This window comes from Pullulanibacillus sp. KACC 23026 (assembly GCF_029094525.1).
Classification (GTDB): Bacteria; Bacillota; Bacilli; order Bacillales; family Sporolactobacillaceae; genus KACC-23026.
Genome location: NZ_CP119107.1, coordinates 2,829,604 through 2,849,433, shown reverse-complemented (window position 1 = coordinate 2,849,433; position 19,830 = coordinate 2,829,604). Strand labels below are relative to the sequence as shown.

16 protein-coding genes are annotated in these 19,830 nt (G+C 40.7%); 12 read left to right on the top strand and 4 right to left on the bottom strand.

The window, feature by feature from the left end; translation table 11 throughout:
* The 6 genes from PU629_RS13160 to PU629_RS13135 all read left to right on the top strand — a co-directional run bounded on the left by PU629_RS13160 (position 1) and on the right by PU629_RS13135 (position 6,800).
* Positions 1-999: a dihydroxyacetone kinase subunit DhaK gene (locus PU629_RS13160; RefSeq protein ID WP_275280527.1), complete on the top strand. Its 999-nt coding sequence runs from the start codon at positions 1-3 to the stop codon at positions 997-999.
* Positions 1,000-1,062: 63 nt separating this feature from the next.
* Positions 1,063-1,680 (top strand): dihydroxyacetone kinase subunit L, encoded by a 618-nt coding sequence (locus tag PU629_RS13155; RefSeq protein WP_275280526.1) that lies wholly within the window; start codon positions 1,063-1,065, stop codon positions 1,678-1,680.
* 50 nt (positions 1,681-1,730) lie between these two features.
* Positions 1,731-2,618, top strand: coding sequence for a dihydrodipicolinate synthase family protein (locus tag PU629_RS13150; protein ID WP_275280525.1), 888 nt, complete (start codon positions 1,731-1,733; stop codon positions 2,616-2,618).
* 186 nt (positions 2,619-2,804) lie between these two features.
* Positions 2,805-3,701 carry a dihydrodipicolinate synthase family protein gene (locus tag PU629_RS13145; RefSeq protein WP_275280524.1) on the top strand — a complete coding sequence of 299 codons (897 nt, stop codon included), beginning with the start codon at positions 2,805-2,807 and terminating at the stop codon, positions 3,699-3,701.
* A gap of 226 nt (positions 3,702-3,927) precedes the next feature.
* Complete coding sequence (locus tag PU629_RS13140; RefSeq protein ID WP_275280523.1) at positions 3,928-5,361, top strand: aldehyde dehydrogenase family protein; 1,434 nt, start codon at positions 3,928-3,930, stop codon at positions 5,359-5,361.
* 107 nt (positions 5,362-5,468) lie between these two features.
* Complete coding sequence (locus tag PU629_RS13135; protein ID WP_275280522.1) at positions 5,469-6,800, top strand: MFS transporter; 1,332 nt, start codon at positions 5,469-5,471, stop codon at positions 6,798-6,800.
* Positions 6,801-7,767: 967 nt separating this feature from the next.
* Here PU629_RS13135 and PU629_RS13130 read toward each other — a convergent pair.
* From PU629_RS13130 to PU629_RS13115, 4 genes are all read right to left on the bottom strand, one after another.
* On the bottom strand, positions 7,768-9,237 hold the full coding sequence (locus PU629_RS13130; protein WP_275280521.1) for an MFS transporter: 1,470 nt from the start codon (positions 9,235-9,237) through the stop codon (positions 7,768-7,770).
* A 921-nt stretch (positions 9,238-10,158) separates the two neighbouring features.
* On the bottom strand, positions 10,159-10,980 hold the full coding sequence (locus tag PU629_RS13125; protein ID WP_275280520.1) for a sugar phosphate isomerase/epimerase family protein: 822 nt from the start codon (positions 10,978-10,980) through the stop codon (positions 10,159-10,161).
* A 339-nt stretch (positions 10,981-11,319) separates the two neighbouring features.
* A complete protein-coding gene (locus tag PU629_RS13120; RefSeq protein ID WP_275280519.1) occupies positions 11,320-11,805 on the bottom strand; it encodes a universal stress protein in 486 nt (161 codons plus the stop codon).
* A 67-nt stretch (positions 11,806-11,872) separates the two neighbouring features.
* Entirely contained in the window at positions 11,873-12,175 is a 303-nt protein-coding gene (locus PU629_RS13115) for a hypothetical protein (protein ID WP_275280518.1), read from the bottom strand.
* 364 nt (positions 12,176-12,539) lie between these two features.
* On the opposite strand from PU629_RS13115, the gene PU629_RS13110 reads away from it, so the two are divergent.
* From PU629_RS13110 to PU629_RS13085, 6 genes are all read left to right on the top strand, one after another.
* Positions 12,540-13,559, top strand: coding sequence for a Gfo/Idh/MocA family protein (locus tag PU629_RS13110; protein ID WP_481900433.1), 1,020 nt, complete (start codon positions 12,540-12,542; stop codon positions 13,557-13,559).
* A gap of 495 nt (positions 13,560-14,054) precedes the next feature.
* Positions 14,055-14,855 carry a polysaccharide deacetylase family protein gene (locus PU629_RS13105; RefSeq protein ID WP_275280517.1) on the top strand — a complete coding sequence of 267 codons (801 nt, stop codon included), beginning with the start codon at positions 14,055-14,057 and terminating at the stop codon, positions 14,853-14,855.
* A gap of 270 nt (positions 14,856-15,125) precedes the next feature.
* Positions 15,126-15,428: a TolB family protein gene (locus tag PU629_RS13100; RefSeq protein WP_275280516.1), complete on the top strand. Its 303-nt coding sequence runs from the start codon at positions 15,126-15,128 to the stop codon at positions 15,426-15,428.
* A 489-nt stretch (positions 15,429-15,917) separates the two neighbouring features.
* The gene (locus PU629_RS13095) at positions 15,918-17,075 is read left to right on the top strand and encodes a Gfo/Idh/MocA family protein (RefSeq protein WP_275280515.1); all 1,158 of its coding nucleotides are present in this window, start codon (positions 15,918-15,920) and stop codon (positions 17,073-17,075) included.
* A gap of 22 nt (positions 17,076-17,097) precedes the next feature.
* Entirely contained in the window at positions 17,098-18,198 is a 1,101-nt protein-coding gene (locus PU629_RS13090; protein WP_275280513.1) for a Gfo/Idh/MocA family protein, read from the top strand.
* A gap of 944 nt (positions 18,199-19,142) precedes the next feature.
* On the top strand, positions 19,143-19,820 hold the full coding sequence (locus PU629_RS13085; RefSeq protein ID WP_481900432.1) for a GntR family transcriptional regulator: 678 nt from the start codon (positions 19,143-19,145) through the stop codon (positions 19,818-19,820).
* The last annotated feature ends 10 nt before the right edge of the window (positions 19,821-19,830 follow it).

Below are 19,830 nucleotides of genomic sequence, written 5' to 3'. Positions count from 1 at the left end.
TTGAAGAAAATTTTAAATGACCCAAATAAATTCGTTGATGAATCTTTAGCGGGAATTTTATTGGCACATCCAGATCAGTTACGGGGATTACAGGATGATCCAAGAGCCGTTGTTAGAGCAGATGCTCCGGTTGCAGGAAAGGTAGCCATTGCGACTGGTGGGGGATACGGGCATTTACCCGTTTTCCTTGGGTATGTTGGTAAAGGACTAGCAGATGGCGTATGTGTAGGAAATGTATTTACCTCACCGAGTGCCGATAGCATGTTGGCTGTTGCAAAGGAAATTAACAGCGGATCTGGAGTGCTTTTTCTTTATGGAAATTATTTTGGGGATAAGATGAACTTCGAGCTTGCACAAGAGCTTGCTGAAGAGGAAGGGATACAAGTTGAAGCCGTTCGGGTGACCGATGACGTTACATCCGCACCTTTCGAACAAAAACAAAAACGCCGCGGTGTCGCTGGCATTTTCTTTGCCTACAAAATAGCTGGTGCGTGTGCTGAATCAGGGGCGTCCCTTGAAGAAGTCAAATGTGTAGCTGAAAAGACAGTGGAGAATATTCGCAGCATGGGAATTGGGTTTACCCCAGCCACGATTCCGGCTTCTGGTAACCCATCATTTGAAATAGACGAAGACGAAGTTGAAATTGGAATCGGAATACATGGAGAACCGGGGATTTTTCGCCAAAAAGCGGCCGGAGCGAAAGAGTATGTCAATGAGCTGATGGGAAAAATTTCAAAAGACTTGGGACTGTCAGCAAGGGATGAAGTAGCAGTTCTTGTAAATGGCCTGGGTAGTTCGTCTTTGGAAGAGCTCTACATAGGATACCGAGAAGTCTACCGATGGCTTGACGAAAAACAAATTAAAATATATCGACCTTTTATCGGGGAGTATGGAACCTCGCTGGAAATGGGTGGTTTTTCACTATCTATCCTGAAATTAGATGATGAATTGAAGACGTTTTTAGATGAACCTGCACGTTCACCGTTCATTTCAATCTGAAAGTCATAAAACGATTGCCTTTTCAGATAACTTTTTCACATGTTTAGAAAGGAATGACGATTATTGGAGCTCTTACTTATTACGGAAAAGCTTAGAGAATTCTGTGTTAACTCTAAAGAAGAGTTTAATCATATTGATGGGTTGCAAGGGGACGGTGATCTAGGTGTTACCGTAGAGTTGATGGGGAACTCCATTTATGAAATTGCCTTAAACGCCGAGTCGTTAAAGGAATGGTTGTCTCTTTCAGGAACAACAGTAAGGAAACAGGCACCATCGACTATTGGTGTATTAACAGCATTTGCACTATCTGCAGCTGCTAGGTCAATGAAAGAGGATCAGGAAATGACTTCCGAGACTTTTATTGAGTTACAGCGAGTTATGATTGAGGAGATCAAAAAGCGCGGAGAAGCAGATTTGGGGGATCGTACCATTTTGGATGCATTTATTCCGGCGTTCCAAGCCTATTCCAACGCAATAGCAGATGGCACGCATTCGATGGAAGCGCTTCATAAAGCGGTTGTAGCTGCTGAGGAAGGAGCAATTAAAACACAAGAAATGGTTCCGAAAACAGGAAGAGCAAGCTGGGTTGGTGAAAGGGTAGTTGGAACAGTGGATGGTGGCGCCTGGCTTTGCTATAAAATTTATAAGGTTATTAATGATGTGTTACAGGCACAAAAGTGATTATATGTTTCAACATAACTAGCCTACTAGGCTAATCAGGGGGTATTCCATTGAAAACTGTTAATTTAGAAGGAATCATCGCAACAACAATAACACCATTCGATCCAAACGAAAACATTGATGAACAAGCATTTGTGGAGCAAGTTCGCTACCTTGTAAGTACAGGCGTCGATGGGATCAGTGTTGGTGGTTCCACAGGTGAAGGCTCTGTTTTAACAGATGAAGAACTTGGATGTCTTTGCCAACTTGCTGTTAAGGAAGTAGATGGTAGAATCCCAGTAGTAGCTGGAGTTATTCGGAACTCGACAAGGGAAGCCATTCGGACGGCAGAAGTTGCAAAAGCTGCCGGTGTCGATGCGTTGATGGTTACACCCGTTATTTATTTTGTTAATCGCCCCTCCGATGCGGGTAATTTTGAATTCTACCAACGAATTGGAGAAAAACTTGATTTGCCAATTGTAATCTATAACGTAGTCCCTCACAACTCAGTTTCACCAGGTTTGCTGAAACAACTAGTTGAGATCCCGCAGGTCGTTGCCATAAAACAAAGCGGCGGAGATATTCATGCTCTTGCTCAAATGATTAGTGAATGCGGTGATCGTATTTTGGTAAGCAGTGCTGTCGACGATTTATTGTATCCAACCTATGCCATTGGGGCAAGAGGTTCCATTGTTGCTCCATCGGCCATTGTACCTGAACTCATAGTAAAACAATGGCAAGCATTTAAAAAGGGAGACTTTGCTACTGCCGAAGCCGTCCATCAACAATTGCTGCCAGTTTACTTAGCTATTCAAGGGCCAAACTTCCAAGGGAAGATCAAAGAAGCGATTCGTCAACTAGGAAGAACAGCTGGTATTACTAGAAGTCCAATCCAAGCACCAACTGCAGATGAAAAGGAATATATTGCTCAAATGTTAAAAAAGGCTAATGTCCTTTAAGGGGAAATTAGAACATTTTTATAATGAGTTTTTTTAAAATATAAAATTATCATTCTTCTTTCGGTGATCATTTTTCATCATTTTTTTAAAAACTGACAAGAGGTGAAGAACTGAAATTAGACAATGAATGAGCAATCTATAACTAGCAAAAAAAATTTAAACTTACTAAAAAGGTGGTTTTCAAAAATGAAACTAGATGTTCGAGGAATTATCCCGCCAATGGTTACTCCATTTAAATCGGGTACAGAGGAAATAGATGTAAAAGCAATTTATGAAGAAGTAGAATATTTAATCCAAGCGGGGGTTCATGGAATTTGTGTCGGGGGCAGCACTGGTGAAGGTGCAGGCTTGTCTGAGAAGGAAGTTTATACACTTAACAAAGCCGTTGTTGACCAAGCAAAAGACCGTGTTCCCGTAATTGGCGGAATCATTGCCGACTCAACAGCGGAGGCTGTACGTAAATCGTTAGCTGCAAAAGAAGCCGGTGTATCTTCATTACAGGTCACACCTCCTCATTATTTATGGACTCCAAGCACAGAAGGTTTGGTACAACATTTCAGTACGATTGGAGAAAAAGCAAAACTGCCAATCTTAATCTACAATGTTGTTCCATGGGTAGATATCAACGTTCATGCAATGAAACAAATCATTGATAATGTTCCTTGGATGGCTGGTGTAAAACAAAGTGGAGGGGATATGCATAAGATTGCAGATATGCTTTATGTTCTTCAAAAAGACGTAACGATCATAACGGGAATAGATGATCTATTATATCCTGCTTTTGCTCTTGGTGTAGAAGGTGCGATTACTTGTATGTTGGCAGTTGTTCCTGAATTATGCCTTAAATTATGGAACATGGTTCAAAACGGTGATCACAAAGGAGCATTAGAACTTCATAATCGATTACTTCCATTATGGAGAGAAATTGAAGGCCCAAATATGCCGTTTCTTGCAAAAACAGCAATTGAACTAATGGGTCGTAAGGTAGGCCCAGCTAGAAGCCCGATTCTCGGACCATCTGAAGAGAAAAAAGCTAAAATTCAGCAGCGTCTAGTGGAAGCCGGCATCATTTTAACTGTTTAAAAAAAACAAAAAAACGTTTTTGCAAGAGTCTACTCTAGGCAAAAACGCTATAGAAAAACCTCAATTTATTTTATCATGTTTAAACCAATAATGCGTGTTTAATTTTAGAGAAAAAAGGCGGAGCTATATCAACTTCTTTACGCTTCGCCGATACATGTACTCTACTAAGTAGGGCAAAATGTGAGTTTTTTTCTAAAATCTAGTAAACGTTATGAGGAGTGTTTCGATGGATTCAAAAAACTTGATTAATGGAGAATGGGTCATTCCTGAAGAAGATACAAAGGATGTCTATAATCCTTCAAATATAGGTGATAAAGTGGGTATTCTCCACTATTCCAACTCTGCCCATGTCAAGCATGCTGGAGAAGCTGCACAGTTAGCTTTTAAGGATTGGAGCAAGAGGACAGGAGCTCAGCGGGCAGACTTATTATACAAAGTTTCTTCACAATTTGAAGAACATCGTGAGGAGTTGGCGCTGCTCGCGAGCACTGAGATGGGAAAACCCATGAATGAAATGCTGGGTGAGGTAACACGAGCCATTAACATTTTAAGGTTTTATGCAGGAGAAGGTATGAGAGAGTGTGGTGATGTGATCCCTGCCTCGCAAAAAAATGTCCTTCAATTTAGCAAACGAGTACCACTAGGCGTGGTCGGGGTGATTACTCCGTGGAATTTCCCAGTTGCAATCCCTATTTGGAAGATTGCGCCAGCGTTAATATGTGGAAATACAATTATCTGGAAGCCAGCAGAAATGGCTTCGCTAACTGCAACTCGTGTAACGGAATTATTTGTTGAGGCAGGATTACCAGCTGGTGTACTGAATCTTGTAATTGGAAAGGGTAGTGTAATCGGCAACACCCTATTAGAAGAAGTTAAATTGGAAGCAGTTAGCTTCACGGGATCAACCGAAACTGGTCAATGGATTGCAAGTGCCTGTGCGAAACGAAATATTAAATTTCAGACGGAAATGGGAGGGAAAAATGCAGCTGTCATTCTCGCAGATGCTAATCTATCTAATACCATTCCGGCAATTATTTCGGGAGCATTTAGTTCGGCAGGACAGAAATGTACCGCAACTAGCAGAATTATAGTAGAAGAAACTATCTATGAAGATGTCAAACGAGAATTGAATAGAGCTGTGTCTAAATTAAAAGTAGGAGAAGCAACTGATCCAGCTATTTATTTAGGTCCTGTTGCCTCTCGAGACCAATACGAAATCGTAACGAAATATGCGGATATTGCGAAACGGGGGAATATCATCGCCGAAGGAATTTGTATCTCAGATCTGAATCAGGGGAACTTTATTACGCCTCTTGTGGTAGACGGGTTTGAGATTGATCATCCTTTGATTCAAGAAGAAATATTTGGTCCAATTGCAGTTTTAATTCGTGTAAAGTCTTTTGAGGAAGCTATACAAGTATGTAACAACACTATCTATGGGCTTACAGCATCTATATTTACAAGTAATTTACAAAAGGGTCTTCGCTTCTTAGATGAAGCCGATGCCGGAATGGTAAGGGTAAATCTAGAAACTGCCGGAGTGGAATATCAAGCTCCTTTCGGTGGCTCCAAAATGTCAAGTTCCCATACACGAGAACAGGGCACTGCTGCACTTCAATTTTACACACAAGTAAAAACGTGCGCTGTTAATTTTGAATAATTAAGAATGATTTCCAAGCGCAACTTAATTTTTCATAAGACAGGTGAAGAATTGGTTGCGCTCTTCCTTTTTGTATGGTTCGAAAAAACTATATGAGGTGAAATCTTATGAATACACAATCAGCTAATGCAAAGACGAACAATTTGAAGTCTATTATTAGGCCACGTGGGAAGAACATAAGATGGACGATTGTTGCCGTATTAACACTGCTTTCTATTGTAAACTATCTAGATCGTGGCAACTTATCTGTTGCTGCACCACTTATCATGAAAGATTTGCATATTAGTACTGCTAAAATGGGGTTTATTCTTTCTTCCTTTGTTTGGCCATATGCAGTTATGAATCTTCCATCGGGATGGGCAGTTGACCGCTTTGGGACAAAAATTTTAATGACTATTTCGGTCGCTATTTGGTCGATTGTATCTGTTCTTACCGGTTTTGCTAGGGCTATCACCGCTTTTATTCTTTTTCGCGTCGTCTTAGGTGTGGGCGAGTCCGTAATGTTCCCCGCTGCTATAAAAGCAACAAACGCTTGGTTTCCAAAGAATGAAAAGGGAACAGCAACAAGTATCTTTATTTGCGGTACGCAGATTGGTTTAGCCATTTCTCCTCTTCTATGTACTGCTCTCATGCTAGCTTTCGGTTGGGTTCCAATGTTCTTTATCATCGGTTCAATTGGTTTTCTTGCTTTAATTGGCTGGGTTATTCTATATAACGATCCTGAAAAACATAAATGGGTTTCCGAAGTAGAATTAGCTTACATTAAGAAAGACAGCGATGAAGATAAAGCTGAGAAGGAAACCGCAAAGAAAACATCTGTTACTTGGGCACAATGGTTTAAATTATTTGGGCATTATCCAATTTGGGCAATGATGATTGGTAACTTTGCCTTACAATATTTGTTCTGGTTTTATATTACTTGGCTGCCTACTTATCTTGTCAAAGCCCAAGGATTATCGATTTCAAAGACAGGGATTTATGCGTCTCTACCTTTTATCGCCGGTGCGTTAGGTGTTCTTTTGGGCGGGAAAATTTCAGATTTGATTATTAAAGGTGGTAGAAGCCGTCTTGATGGACGTCGTTTAACAATCGCTCTAGGTGCTTTTCTTACGGCAATTGCTCTTCTTATTACAGCATTTGCACACAGTCCTGGACTTGCTGTTACGTTGTTAACAATTGGAATGTTTACGTATAGCCTTTGCTCTGCCCCGATCTGGGCACTTGCAACGGACGTAGTTGAAACACCTAAATTTATTGCTTCAATCGGAAGTATTCAAAACTTTGGGGGATTTTTAGGAGGTGCCTTTGCACCAATCATAACAGGCTTCTTAATTTCTTCTCAAGGTGGTTTTACCCTTGCCTTAATCGTAACAGGTATTCTTGCTTTAATCTCTGCTGTTATGTATGGATTAGTTTTAAGAAAAAACATTCCAGTGTGATTGTTTGTGAGAGCAGGCATTTCATAACTTAAGTAAAATGTTATATGGTTTATGAAAGTCTAAATCATATCAAAATGGTTTGAATAAATGATGGGATCAATGTGTCGATATATATTCAATCTTAGTAGAACTGGACAGAAGTTAAATAAAAAACATAAAAATGAATGCGTTTACAAATGAAAGAGTGCTGAAATGAGTCATGAAAATTTAACTCAAAAAAGAACGAGAGTCCGGTGGAAGCGGTGGTTGCTGTAAAACATTTACGATACCATGGCATGATCTATGTCTTTCCTGGGTACCTGGCGTTTTAGAACAAGGAAAAGGGGTGTAGAACAAACACCGGAAGCTTAAAAGAGCACTGAAAAAATAGGAACCCAAAGATAAAGGGACATCTCAAGAGGAAGTTCCTTTATCTTATTCTATCCAATGTTTATTTAAAAATGGTGGCGTTTCTCACATTGATGGTTTTCGTGTAGGGAGAGAGTTAATAGGCGGAGAATTTCCGGCTAATGATTAAAAAGGAAGCTTCAGAAACAGATATAAGCGGAGAATTTCCGCTTAATGACTTGAACTAAGACAAAATCTTAGACATTGGATACACATAAACGGAAAAACTCCCCTTATTTTTAAGGAAATAGGGTTATTTCCCAAATTAAACGGAATTCCTCCGTTTAATTTTTTTGACACAGTGAAATAAACATATCTGAACGAACAGGGCCAAGTGTAAATGTATGAAAAAGAGCATCTAATGGGTGCCGTTTTCTTTTTGGAATGGATGAACGATCGAAATGGAGGCGGAATACGTCCCCTTCAAGAGAAGGTTTTACTATCGTCCAGAGTCCTATTAAAAAATCCCTAGACAACTCCTATTGGAGAAGCCAAGGGATAAAAAGTTTATTATCTCGCTAGGTATTTCTGCTTTATTCTGAGTTAGAATTCCTATTGTTGTGTTAAAAAATGAATAGAGTTAGCTGGCTTTTGCTTTGGCACGCGAATCGTCAAGTTGTTTATTGATGTTATCGACATCTCTATCGGTCAGAGGGTATAGAGCCATAATAATCATTGAAACGATCGCAAGTGCGGATGGAATCCAGATCGCTGTTAGATTGATACCGGCAAGAGCGCCTGCACTTTGCTTCACGGCATTTCCGTTGAAGCCATAGGCAGCAAGGACCCAAAGCGGAATGGCACCACCAAGAGTAAAGCCGATCTTATAGAAAAGACCCATGATCGCATTGATGATCGCAGCATTACGTTTACCAGACTTCATTTCCCCATAAGAAACGACTTCTGGAACGAGTGCCCACATGAAACCAGTTGCGGAGGTGAGTCCCCATTGTTTAATGAAGGTTGAAATATAAGCAAGGAAGAGGAGATCGTGCATGCCTTTTAATGACCAGATCCAAGTCAAGATTTCACCAACAACAAACATACCAAGGAAGAAATAGAAGAATCCTTTTTTTCCAAAGATTTTTCTCAATTTTGGCCAAAAGACTGGGAAAGCGATACCAGGAATGGAGGCGATGAGGCCGACAGCACCCATCCAGTCTGAGTGATTGACCGTATATTGGTTAAAGAAGCCATTCACGGTGTTCATGAAGAACATGAAGGTGAAAGCAAGCATGAAGAAAAGACCAAGAATAATGAGTGGTTTATTATTCTTCAATTCAGTGAAGAGGTCGTACGCTTTTACTTGTGCAGATTGTTCTGGTGTTGCGACAACGCGTTCCTTTGTGAAACGGTAGCATAAGAACAAAGCGATAGCACCAAGTATCATGTAAATCATGTAAACGCCAAACCAAGCGTGACCTGCAGAAGGATCCGTATACGTCCCCATGTTGAGCTTAAGACCGAAGAAACCAGTGTCTTTGAGTGAGCGGTCTTTTGGTGCTGCCATTTGGACAAACATTGGGAACAGGGTATACACCAAGAGGTTCGCAATGTTCGCTAGCATCATACGAGTCGTTGTGATTTTGGCAACTGATTCAGAATCACGTGTAAGTGACGCATTAAGTGAACCGTATGGAATGTTGACGACGGAATAAATCAAGTCGAGCAAGAAATAAGTGATAAAGGCTATTGGCACTGAACCACGAATCGCTGGAATTGGAACAAAGAGTAACGCTCCCAAGATAACAAGGGGGATACCGGCGATCAGAAGCCATGGACGATATTTACCGCTCCTCAGGGTACGTTTATCAACGAAGGTTCCAACCATTGGATCCCAGAATACATTAATGATTCGGACAAACAAGAAGATAAAACCTGCAACCGCCGTACCAATCGCATTAACGGTTGTCAGATAGAGCGCCAAGAATCCTCCGACTGTACCGAATACGAGGTTCTGGGCAAAGTCCCCGAGACCGTAACCGAGACGCTCAGAAAGATTGAGTTTACGATATTCTTCATTTTGAATTTTTTGAGTGTTTTCTCTCATGTGAATGAATCTCCTTTATTGAATTTTTATAATATCGAAAGCGGTTTAGTAAGTCTCCGCAAAAGATCCAAACCATCAAAAAATGAGGACGTGTATCGGATCGACTTAGCTAGATTAATAGCCGGATTCGAGTCTATAAAGGTATATACCTATGTAGACGCTTTCCTGAAGGTCACATGTAGTGCCGTCACCGAAGAGGAGACGGCCAGATTCTCACTAACGGTTTCTGTAACTCCGACTGCAAGGATTTAAAAAGTCATCCAGCAAGCTCATGGGATCGGTCAAAAGCTTGAAAGCCGAGTGACAACAGGTATGAAGAACTCATCGTAGTTAAAGTGGTTCTCATTTTTGATCCTGTCGCACATCACAGGGTGTATCAGCAGAAATAGGTTTTTGGAAATCGCGTGTGGTAATGTCATTCGTCCGAGTGTCCTTACGTTTTGGATGAAGTTGGTTTGAAAACGTCTACACGCAATGCTAAAAAAATTTGAAGCGTATTCATCTTTGTTTGTTTATCGGACGAACTAACCTACGAAAGAAATAATATCACAACTTATTTTCGGAAACAATCTTTTTTTCAACTTTAGACGATTATTAGGGTTGATCGATTAATAGAACTGGAAAAGGAAGGCTATTTTATAGCGTAGGAGCTAAGGCGTTGGGAAGAACGGCTATTTTTTTTTAAAAAAAAGTGGTAGCCTAACTAGGAGGATCCCCTTAAACCGAGATCCTATAAGGTTATCAAAAAACCTTATAAATCAAGGGAATCAAACCTCTCTTAACCGATTTAGTTTTGTGGGGAAGAGGCTCGTTCACGTCCGAAATAGGGACCGTGAATCACAAGCGACTCCTCTATAAATTCATAGCCAAAAACGTGTTAAGAGAGGTTCGCGGTAAGGATGAGTTGATGAAGCGAATTTCCTAAACCGGTTTCGCCCAATTAAATAGAGTTTCTAAGTGACGTGCGGTGTCATAAGCTAACAGTTCGGGACCGGTCTTATAAGGCGTTAATTCAGCGGTGACCGTATCGTTATAGCCAATCTCATAAAGGGCTGTCATCACGTCTTTCCAATTCACATCTCCGGCAAGAAGCGGAACTGATTGATTGGATTCACTGAAATCCTTGGCATGTACTTTAAAAATTCGCTCGCCAAGACTCTTAATCCAATGCTCCGGATAGCCATAGTGCAGCGCATTACCAATGTCGAAATAAGCGCCAAGTGCGGGGGATTGAAAGGAATCGATATAGCTCACAAATTCCATGGGGGATAATAAAAACTTATTCCCGACGTTTTCGAGGCCAATTCTAACATGAGCTTGTTCTGCCTGTGGGAGGATAGTCTCGATCGACACGCGACTGTTTGCGTAGCAGGTTTCGTAAGGGGTTCTTGAATTCACGATACCAGGGACAACAAGCACGGTATCCATCCCCATCGCTTCTGCGAGTTCGATCTGCTTCCTGAGTACTTCCTGGCCCTTTTTACGAACCGCTTTATCAGGATCTGAGAGAGGGAACTCCCAAAATAAGGCGGTGGAAAGGCTTCGCAGTTTAAGATCATAGCGCTTGGCCATTGCCGCAATGGACTCAGCTTCACTGAGGGTGGTTTCCATTGTCAAACCGACGCCGCCATTCGGGTTCATGTTTAATTCCACCGCGTCAAAGCCCGCCCGTTGGCTGTATTCAAAAACCTTTTCAAGCGGGGTGCCATCAGGATAGCACCATTGGTTAATTCCTTTTAACATGTGATCGCCTCATTTCTTCAATAACAGTTTGATCGTTGCAGAATAGCAGGACAAGCTTCCTAATAAAAAAATCTCCGCCAAACTTCATAGACCTGCATCAAATGCCGCCGCACATCTTTAGGAAGCGCTTACAAAATAATACGATGTAGTGGTGGCATTTACGTTTCTTATGGTTTAGGCAGTTTTTTACATTGTACGACTTTTGAAGGAAGAATAATACTTCCTTCAAAAATTTTATCGGAGCTTGGTAAAGGGAGGGCATTCGACGTATTGGATCGTTCCAAACGGATAAAAAGCCGGGTCCTAGTGAACAGGACTCGACTTGTTTAGCTTTCTAGATTACTTAACCACTAAAACGGGACACTCAGCATTATGAGTCACTTGTGAGCTTACACTGCCCATGATCAGCTTCTGAAAGCCGCTTAAACCACGGCTTCCAATGACAATCAAATCAGCTTGATTATGTTTGGCGTAGTCACAAATTTCTTCAGCGGGCTTTCCCGTCCGTTTTTCAAAATCCAAATTTTTCAAGGCCGATGATAGCTTAAGTTTGGCCTCTGACAGGATCGTCTCGGAAGGATCTTTAGTCTGATCATCAGTGTCATCATTGGACGCAAGAACAGGACTTGCGACTGTTAATGGTTGATTGAAAACGATCATACCGGACAACATGGGCTGGTTATAAGTGGGGGTTGGATCTTTGACATAAAGGACCATTAAACGCGCCTGACTTAGTTTGGCAAGTTTTTCGGCCTCAATTAGAGCCTTATAGCTGTTCTCCGATCCGTCATAAGCTAATACAATAGATGAGAAATGGGAACTCATAGGTTGTTCACTTCCTTCTCATAGTTTATAGCCTTAAATCAAGATCACGAAGGAAATAGAGGCGATATCAAATGGATAGATACTTGAGAGAGCTTTTCGACAAAAGTCGGTTGTGAAGATGCCTGAACCAGGCTTGTATGTGCTGAAGCGTTTGATGTACTTGATGCCCCTCAATGACAATCGTCAGTTCACGTTTGTTGAGCAAAAAGAAAGAGACCAGTTGTGTAAAGTGCTTGGGATGGATCAGGTTGTCACCGCTCAAGATAAAGAGCGATCCTGCGTACGACTGTGCGAATTGATGGAAGGTAAACAGGTCAAACAGGGAAAGCTCTCGATTAAATTTTATGTTAGCAGATAAAATTTCCTTCATGAAAAAGCCTCTTAATTCATTGCTTATTATTATATACACGTATTCAAGGTCCTCTTAAACTTAAGGATGAGTTAAAAACAGATGACAAACATTGCAGTATCTTGTCACAAAGTAGAAAGTTAGACTCAATTAAAAGGGAGATTAACACGTATAGAGAGAGTTTCTCAAAGCGTGTGATTTCTAAAAAACCGTTTCAAATGCAGTAATAATGATACCGCCTAAAAGACGTTATTTTCTGCCAAAACGGTTGGGTTGTGGTAGGATGAAAGATAGAAAGCGGATTCAATGCAAGAGAGGATTCGTTCACGGTTTGAATGATCGTCTCAGGTTAATTAGATTGAAAGAACATGGGGGTGATGGGATCATGACACATAAAATTATTTTAGCTGGCTGTGGCGGAATGTCCAATGAGTGGTTAAAGTACGCAGCAGAACGCGAAAATGCTGACATTGTGGGGCTAGTGGATCTTTATGAAAAGCAGGCAGTGAAAAGGGCGAAGGAACATGGCTTAAATGTGCCGATCTTCACTGATTTATCGGCAGCTATTGAGGAAACAGGGGCCAATTTGGTTTTCGACGTCACCATTCCGTCCAGTCACAAACAAATTGTAACAACCGCATTACAGGCTGGATGCAACGTGTTTGGTGAGAAACCCATGGCGGAATCGCTGGAGGATGCCTTGGAAATGATCAAACTTACCGAACAGACGGGTAAGCGCTATAGTGTGATGCAAAACCGCCGTTTTTTAAAGAAGATCCGAGCGCTTCGTCAAACTTTAAAGACGGATGTCATTGGAACAGTCGGATCCATCCATGCAAACTTTTTCCTTGGACCTCATTTTGGCGGTTTTCGGGACCTCATGGATCATGTCCTTATTTTAGATATGGCCATTCATACATTTGATCAGGCGAGGTTCTTAACAAGAGCAGATCCAGTGTCCGTTTATTGTCATGAATATAATCCTCCAGGATCCTGGTATAAGGGGAATGCGTCTGCCATTTGTATCTTTGAAATGTCTGATGGCTCTGTATTTAGTTATAACGGGTCTTGGTGTGCCGAGGGCCTGCCTACTTCCTGGGAATCGGAATGGCGTGTCACGGGCAGTAAAGGCACGGCCAAATGGGACGGGATCCATCATCCTATTGTAGAAACCGTTGATGAATCCAACCAAGATGGATTCATGCGAAGTTATCATCGAATGGAGATTCCGGACACCTGGGAAGGACGTGAAGGCCATTCCGGCTGTTTGGACGACATGTTTGACGCCCTTGAACACGATCGTTTGGCCGAGACAGACTGCACCGATAACATCAAAAGCATCGCCATGGTATTAGGAGCCGTTGAAAGTGCCAAGACGGGTAACAAGATTGAAATAGGGATATAGGTACACATAAAAGAACAGGTACATATAACTAAGAAGTTTTCGAAAACGTGAAAACTTGGGGGGCTCTTATAAAAGGTTATTTTGACGCTGCCGCGGAGTTGATAAATAAGCGGAGAAATTTCTCTTAATTAGGAAATCGCACTAAAAATAGCTTAAATAGAAGGAGAAATTCCGGTTATTGACTCCAGAAAGTACAGGTAGGAGTCATTTTGCTCTGCTTAACCGGAAAAACTCCGCTTATATTCCTGAACCAAGATCTATTCTTCTGTTTAACGGAAAAATCTCCGTTTATTTTTGATTACTCAAAAAGGTTACCCATTACCTTCTTTAGTAAAAAATCTACTTAGCAGCTAGTCTACGAATAAACCTAGTAATTAGCCCGTACAACAATAATCAGCATAACAAATGAAAAAGTCATTCTACTCAGTTTAATAATTTGATTGTGATAGGATAAAAGAATAGTCAACTAAATCTGTATTAGAGGTGAACCCATTAATGCCGAGAGTTGTTGTGACATTTCCAGAGGGGAAGTTTAAGGTTTTGACAATGAGTTACGACGATGGGAGGGAAGCAGACCGTCAATTGGTGGGGATTTTCAATCAATACGGCATAAAAGGAACTTTCCATCTTAATGGGGGATTGTTTGATACACCGGGGCGGTTGAGTCAATCCGAAACAGGTAGTCTTTATCAAGGGCATGAAGTATCGGCCCATACCTTCACGCATCCTACCATTGCCAGGTCACCGAAAGAGCAATTGGTTGAAGAATTTGTTGAGGATCGCAAGCAGTTGGAAGATATCGTACACTATCCTGTTCGCGGACTTTCGTATCCTAACGGCTCATTTAATAGGCAAATCAAAGAAATGCTGCCTTTTTTAGGGATAGACTACGCAAGAACGGTTCACAGTACAAAAAGTTTTGCGATGCCAGATGACTGGATGGAATGGAACCCGACCTGCCATCACAATAAAGATTTGATGAAACTGGCAGAGGAATTTGTTGGTTTGTATAAGTCCCAATATTTATACATGATGTACGTCTGGGGGCATAGTTATGAATTTGATCAGGACCAAAATTGGGATCTCATCGAAACGTTTTGTGAGTTTATAGGGAATCGAGGCGATATTTGGTATGCAACGAATATCGAGATCGTGGATTATCTCAAAGCCTTTCAAAATTTGCGTTTTTCTGCTTCGAGTCGTTTTGTCTATAATCCTTCCGTTCAATCGGTTTGGCTGAACGTTGATGGTCAAATTGTGGAGGTTAAAGGCGGCACTCAAGTTGATTTAATTTAATGTAAAAGGGCTTCTTATTTATAGGCGGGGCAAGAATAGTGGTCGTTCTAGCCCTTGAATCGTCCTGAGTAATTGTTTGCGAACAACTTGAACATTTTTTTATGGTCAAGGTCTATTTTTTGAATCGATAGATATACAATGTGCGATATATTATATACAATTAAATAAAATGACATTGCCAACAACATTCACTTGGGGATTATATCGCTTAAGAGAGCGATAGGTGAAAAAGAAGAAGGTAATGAGACCGATAGAAAGGGAGCGAGTTCATTGACAAAAGGCAGAGAATTTGCGAGCGAACTTTTAACGTTTACAGATCCCATTTCAGGTGTCACAATCAAACAACTGACCAATGGGAACGCCCATAATTTCCATTTGTATTTTACTAATTCTGGGTGGTATGACCGATCAAAATTAATATTTGGTTCCGATCGGAATAATTGTACCAATCTGTACAGCATGGATTTAGATACGGGGAAGTTTGTTCAATTAACGGACTTGGATCGGGAGGGCTCACATGGGATTCAGGGGACGGTTCTCGCGTTTCATTCACGATGGATAATGGTCTGCTGAAAACCATCTATGAGATTGGGGTAAACGGATTCCCATCAATGGCTTCGACAAAATGAATCCTATCCAACGCTCGAATTGTTTAATTAGCGGTGAGTCTTCAATGAACTTTTAGAAATTTATCTTGGACTTTATGTTTAGATAGAATAACAACATTTGCAATATAAAAAGCAATAATTCCAATGACATTGAGCAACAATTGTTTTACTATACTAATATACACCGCAGAAAAGAGGGAAAATTTAAAATACAATTATCGGAATCTAGGAAAGGAGGGGCTATGGATAGCTATCTAACTTTTATTGGATCCCATAAGAAATTTATTGTAATCATTCCTTTTTAAGTTGATTTTCAAGAAGGTAAATCCCTTTGTGAAATCGAAGCTCTTACATTCTTTTTTTCATCAAATCCTAAAATCCCTTTTTTAAAAATGTAAGGGCATACAAAAAGTGAACAGAATCGTTACAAAAAAAATGAGCAGGAGGACTAATCATGATAAAAGTTGGAATTATTGGATCTGGCTCCATTTCAAATGCACATATAAGGGCTTATCAGCAATTTCCGAATGATTGCCAAATTGTAGCTTTAAGTGATATTTATCCAGAGAAATCGAAGCAGCAAGTTCTTCAGCATGAGCTTAATGCAGAGGTTTATAGTGACTACAATAAGCTTTTAGAACGAAACGATATTGACCTTATTTCGGTTTGTACACCTCCCTACACACATGCTGAAATCGCAATTGCAGGATTAAATGCGGGGAAGCATGTGCTAGTTGAAAAACCGATGGCATCCTCTCTTGAAGAATGTGATGCCATGAATGAAGCGGCAGAAAAAAGCGGGAAAATCCTCTCTGTCGTGGCTCAAAATCGTTTTACGAATCCGATGATGAAGCTGAAAAGTGTGTTAGAAACGGGTCTGATGGGTGACATCGTTCATACCCAAGTAGATTCTTATTGGTGGAGAGGCCACAGTTATTATGATCTTTGGTGGCGCGGAACTTGGGAGAAGGAAGGCGGCGGATGTACCCTTAATCATGCTGTCCATCATTTGGACATTTTCCGTTGGATGAATGGAATGCCATCGGAAATTACTGCGGTTATGAGTAATACGAGTCATGATAATGCAGAGGTTGAAGATATTTCTATTGCTATTGGCCGATATGAAAATGGTGCCTTAGCTCAAGTGACCAGTTCGGTTGTTCACCATGGTGAAGAACAACAGCTTATTTTTCAAGGGAAGAAGGCGCGTGTCTCAGTGCCATGGAAAGTGAAGGCCTCAACTTCACAAGAAAACGGATTCCCTAAACCTAATCCGGAGCTAGAGGAAGAGCTTCAAAAAGTTTACGAGAGTCAACCAGATCTTGAATTTCAGGGACATGCAGGACAAATTCAAGATGTCCTATCTGCGATTCGTGGTGATAAACAGATTTTAGTTGATGGAAAGGAAGGCAGAGAAACACTTGAACTCATTACTGCGATCTTCCAATCAGCAAGCCTTAAGCAAACGGTAAATCTTCCATTAGATGAGTCAAGCCCATTCTATACACGAGAGGGCATCTTGCAAAATGCGACTCATTTCTATGAAAAAACGACCAGTATCGAGAATTTTTCTAATAGCGAGATTACATTGGGCAGAAAAATGGATTCCTAAAAGAGGAAAGGATGTTCTTTATATGGATAAAAGTAATGGAATGAACTATGCACCAAAAGGAAAGGCGAGCCCTGTCGTTGAAAAAGGCGAGTTTCGTTTTGCAGCAATTGGTTTAGATCATGGTCATATCTATGGAATGTGTAACGGTTTAGTTGAAGCCGGTGGCGAAGTTGTCGCTGTTTATGATCCGGACCCAAAAAAAGTGGAAGGTTTTTGTAAAGCTTATCCCGAAGCAAAGGTTGTAGCATCAGAAGAAGAAATATTAGAGGATCCAACGATTCACCTTATAGCAAGCGCCGCCATTCCATCAGAACGCGGTCCTATTGGACTTCGGGCGATGAATCATGGCAAGCATTATTTTGCAGATAAACCCGCCTTTACAACATTGGAGCAACTCGAGCAAGCACGCGAGAAAACAAAAGAGACCGGGTTAAAGTGGGGCATTTATTACGGGGAACGTCTTCATAATGAAGGCTCCGTTTTTGCGGGCCAATTAATTGAAGAAGGGGCGATTGGCCGCGTCGTTCAAGTTATTGGCATGGGGCCACATCGTATGAGCGCGAATATGCGTCCAAAATGGTTTTTTGAAAAAGAGAAATTTGGAGGCATCCTATGTGACATTGGGAGCCATCAGATTGAGCAATTTCTTACGTTTGCAGGGGCAAAGGATGCGAAGGTTCTACATAGTAAAGTGGCCAATTTTAACAATAAACAATATCCTGATTTTGAGGATTTTGGGGACGCCACACTCGTCGCTGATAATGGAGCAACCTTTTATTTCCGTGTAGATTGGTTTACACCGGATGGTCTTGGTACGTGGGGAGATGGGCGAGTATTTATCCTGGGAACAGACGGTTATATAGAGGTGAGGAAATACATTGATATTGCCCGTGATAAAGAAGGAAATCAACTGTATCTCGTTAATCAACAGGGTGAAAAGCATTTTGAAGTAACTGGAAAAGCAGGTTATCCATTCTTTGGCAAGTTTATTTTAGACTGCTTGAATGGGACTGAAAATGCGATGACACAAGAGCATGCTTTTAAGGCAGCGGAGCTTTGCATTGTGGCTGAAAATCAAGCGATCAAAATTGAATCGGCTGATGAAATTACAAAAGTCAATTGAAAAAAGGAACAATTGAATTGAACAAAGGTGTTATATCATGTGGGTCTGTCGATGACGCTTTTGGTGTTTTATGAAGCTAACTTGTATTCCCTTAGTTAAAGTAGAGGGATTTCAATTTTCCGGGACCTGAAACAAGTTAAGGCAAGTACCTCATCCGAGCGTCTCGTAAACCCAAATTACCGATTGTAATTTTTTTAAAGAGGCTGGGACAGAAGTAGTTGACGAATAGAAAAAACCGAACTTATTCTCACTTTTTAAAGTGATGGGTTCGGTTTTCCATTTATAAGTTAAGTCATTTATGAAGTGTTCCGTCAAAATACGTCGCTTCCCGCGGGCAAGGCCACAGCCTCCTCAGCAAGGAAAACGCCTGCTTGCGGGGTCTTCGGACACGTGCTGTTCCCGCAGGAGTCTCCGTATTTTGACTGCGTTTCCTATTTGTTTCTGTACTTATAATAATTTGTTCGGAATTTAAGTCAGTTCGTCTAGTTTTGTCCCAGCTCTTCTATATTTTGGTCGGAATGATGCTTTGTGACGAAGGGCTATTTGATTATGAATTGATCTGATTGTCGTTATTGAAGCCAACAACTGTCATAAATGTCCCTCCGATGAATGTACTTACCATGGGAAAAAACGCGTTTCTGGAATTTGTGATCCAACTAAAAAAAGCAAGTTAATGAAGTAATGAGGGGGAATAACTTCTCACCTTTTATATTTTTAAAAATTTTCTAAAAAAAACAATTGCAAGTATAATGAAAGCGCTTTATAATGAGCTTAACACACAGCTTTCATACTAGTATGGTTGAAAGTGGAATTAGCTTTAATGAATGAAGAGAAGAAGCTAAAAAGAATCAAGATAACCATAGGTCAGTCATTATTTTTTTAACAAGTTGTTATACTAGTATAATTAGTCATTGTACTAAAATAAGGCAAAAAAAGGGGGGGCTATGTTGTTAACATCACCAACGATACGTGGAAGAGGCACAACGAGAGAGATTATCTATCAAACAATTAAACAGCAAATATTAAGCTTAGAGTTGAAGCCAGGTACTAAAATTTCGGAAAAAGAGGTGGCAGCAGCTCTGGAAGTAAGCCGAACACCTGTACGGGAGTCTTTTCTAAAACTAGCTCAAGAGGAACTTTTGGAGATCTATCCACAAAGCGGAACGATTGTTTCATTAATTGATCTGAATCATGTTGAAGAAGACCGATTTATTCGTGAAAGTATTGAACGGTCCGTCGTTCGGCTGGCCTGTGAAGCATTTTCAGAAGAAATAGCGATGGAATCAAATTTGATCATGCAAGATCTCTGCGTTGAGAAAAAAGACTTTTCAAGACTGTTTGACTTAGATGAACAGTTTCACAGACTCCTTTTTGAAGGTTGCCAGAAGCAGAGAACATGGGAATTTCTCCATCAATCCAACAATCATCTTAACCGTTTGCGGCTTTTAAGAGTCTATTCGTCACTAGATTGGACGGATATCATTTCGAAGCATAAAGAAATTTTTAAATTTATTAAAGAAAAACAGCCCGAGAAAGCAGAAGCAGCAATGTCTGATCACTTGAGATTAGCTTTAATTGAAAAGGAAGTTTTAAAAGAAAGACATCCCAATTTTTTTAAATAATATGCTTTTC

Coding starts and splice junctions, on each gene's coding strand:
- PU629_RS13090 (WP_275280513.1), top strand. CDS start 17,098: ATGGATAAAAGTAATGGAATGAACTATGCACCAAAAGGAAAGGCGAGC.
- PU629_RS13105 (WP_275280517.1), top strand. CDS start 14,055: ATGCCGAGAGTTGTTGTGACATTTCCAGAGGGGAAGTTTAAGGTTTTG.
- PU629_RS13115 (WP_275280518.1), bottom strand. CDS start 12,175: ATGAAGGAAATTTTATCTGCTAACATAAAATTTAATCGAGAGCTTTCC.
- PU629_RS13085 (WP_481900432.1), top strand. CDS start 19,143: ATGTTGTTAACATCACCAACGATACGTGGAAGAGGCACAACGAGAGAG.
- PU629_RS13135 (WP_275280522.1), top strand. CDS start 5,469: ATGAATACACAATCAGCTAATGCAAAGACGAACAATTTGAAGTCTATT.
- PU629_RS13095 (WP_275280515.1), top strand. CDS start 15,918: ATGATAAAAGTTGGAATTATTGGATCTGGCTCCATTTCAAATGCACAT.
- PU629_RS13110 (WP_481900433.1), top strand. CDS start 12,540: ATGACACATAAAATTATTTTAGCTGGCTGTGGCGGAATGTCCAATGAG.
- PU629_RS13125 (WP_275280520.1), bottom strand. CDS start 10,980: ATGTTAAAAGGAATTAACCAATGGTGCTATCCTGATGGCACCCCGCTT.
- PU629_RS13140 (WP_275280523.1), top strand. CDS start 3,928: ATGGATTCAAAAAACTTGATTAATGGAGAATGGGTCATTCCTGAAGAA.
- PU629_RS13145 (WP_275280524.1), top strand. CDS start 2,805: ATGAAACTAGATGTTCGAGGAATTATCCCGCCAATGGTTACTCCATTT.
- PU629_RS13130 (WP_275280521.1), bottom strand. CDS start 9,237: ATGAGAGAAAACACTCAAAAAATTCAAAATGAAGAATATCGTAAACTC.
- PU629_RS13120 (WP_275280519.1), bottom strand. CDS start 11,805: ATGAGTTCCCATTTCTCATCTATTGTATTAGCTTATGACGGATCGGAG.